At 37.9% G+C, this 2,369-nt stretch carries 1 protein-coding gene; it reads right to left on the reverse strand.

The features are described from left to right. A partial coding sequence (locus HMPREF2607_RS07645) for a glucosyl transferase (protein ID WP_261674287.1) occupies window positions 1–2,369 on the reverse strand: 2,369 nt, incomplete at both ends.

Raw genomic sequence — 2,369 nt, forward strand, 5'->3', positions numbered from 1 at the left:
GCTCACCAGAGTTTTCGTCATAATAACGAGTTCCCTTGTAGTCTGTAACGAAATTGCCTTTAATTTGCTTACCTTCATAATCAAAGTAGAGGTGTTGACCATTGATAACTTGATCAAAGATAAGAGCCTTTCCATCGTTACCGAAGTAGTACCAATTGCCCTTCCAATTGAAGAATTGATTGGTTACAGCAGCCCCAGTCTCAGCATCGAAGTAGTAGACAGGATTGTCATAGGGTGAACGGTTATAGTTGAAGAAATCATAAGGTTTCACCAGCTCTCCTTTAACTTGTTCGCCCGTTCGGTATTTTGTTGCGACGGGATTACTGAAATAGTAGAGATTACCATCTATTTTGGCAAGTCCTAATACTTTATTTCCTTCGTCATCTAGGTAGTACCAGTTACGTCCAGATTTAACAAAACCTCTTTGTCGTACAGCAGCCCCAGTCTCACTATCATAATATGGTTCGTAACCGTAAGGTCCGAATTCTCCTCTTAAAACTTCCCCATATCCTGTAATAAAATAATCCTTACCGTCAATTTTTTTATAACCAGAACTTATCTTATTATCATCGTCAAGATAGTATAATTTACCACCAGCCTTTATGAATTGCTTACGAGGGGCTTCGTGACGAGCACCAGAGTCTTTATCGTAGTAGTAGCCTTCTGCGATTGCGTCTTTAGCTTGTACTCCATAAGAGTCAAAGTAAACGTGCACCCCATCAATGGTTTGTTCACCTTCAAGGATATTCCCCTCTGCATCAGCGTAGTACCAGTTTCCATTGTGGTTAAAGTATTGACCTTTTACAAGAGCTCCAGAATTTTTATCATAGAACTTACTAGGTGCTTCATAAGTATTGTAGTTCTTTTCACTGATTACTCGACCATTAGAATCAACGAATTCCCCCTTAGTTTGAATACCGTTATATGAATTAAAATTGACTTGAACTCCATCAATGATTTGGTCCCCTTTTAGAATCTTACCTTCAGCATTGACGTAGTACCAATTATCATTAACTTGGACATAGCGATTTGTTCCTAAATCTATTTTAGCACCAGAATTTTTGTCGTAATAGTAACCATCATTACCAAAGACACCTTTAGCTTGCTTACCAGAGTCGTTGAAGAAGACTTGAATCCCATCAACAGTTTGTGGCCCCTCAAGTCGCTTACCTTGAGCATCAACATAATACCAATCATTATCAACTTGAACATAACTATTAGTTACGAGAGCACCAGTAGTACTGTTATAATATTTTTTGTTACTTGCGAAATTTCCCTTAACCTGAGCGCCAGTTTTTTCGTCAAAGAAGTATTCAATGTTGTCGATGACGGTCGCTCCTTTAATAGCTTTACTATCTGCTCCGATAAAGTAAGTTTTGTCTTTAACTGTTACGAAACGATTAGTAACTAAATTTCCAGAGTCTTTATCGTGAAATTGATTTTTATAGTCAAAATCTCCTTTAACCTGTTTACCTCCATATTCAAAATAAACGTGAGCTCCATCAATAATGTGTTCACCGGTTAAAATTTTTCCATCGTTACCGACATAGTACCAATTGTCTCTGATTTGAACATAACGATTGGCACCAAGATCAACACGATTACCGTCCTGATCGTAAAAGTAGCCATCGTCACCAAAATTGTCGAAAACTTGGCATCCCTCGTATTTATCAAAGTAGACTTGTTTACCATCAATTGTTTGAGGACCAGTTAACCGGATTCCTTGGTCGTTAACATAATAACGTTCATTTCTATGTCTGTAGGGGTTGTAGGCGATGATATATTGGTTGGTAGCTAGAGCACCAGAATCTTTATCATAATAGCGTTCATTATTGTCAGTACTATCTTTAACAAAATAGCCCTTAACTTGAACACCACCTTGATCGAAGTAAACCTTAACGCCATCGATGGTTTGTGGTCCCTTTAAAATAGCACCATCATTTCCAGCATAGTACCATTTTCCGTTTAATTCAAAATAGCGGTTTGTCCCGAAATCAACTTGTTTTCCGTTTTCATCGTAATAACGGTCATCAGAAGCAAACCTATCCTTAACTTGTTCACCATACTGATTAAAATAATACCATACCCCATTAATTTCCTTGGGTCCGATTACTTTGTTGCCATTTTCATCTAGGTAATAGGTGATACTGTAACTATCAACAAATTTATTAGTAACAAGAGCACCAGAATCTTTGTCATAATAGTGACCGTCCCAGGCAAATTCTCCTTTAACCTGAACACCACTATCTCTAAAGTAGACCTTAACGCCATCAACAGTTTGTGGTCCAGTCAAGTCTTTACCACTAGCATCTTTATAATGCCAGTGACCATATGCATCACTATAATATTGACCACCGGTAACATTGGTT

The organism is Streptococcus sp. HMSC078H03, assembly GCF_001808655.1.
Classification (GTDB): Bacteria; Bacillota; Bacilli; order Lactobacillales; family Streptococcaceae; genus Streptococcus; species Streptococcus salivarius_G.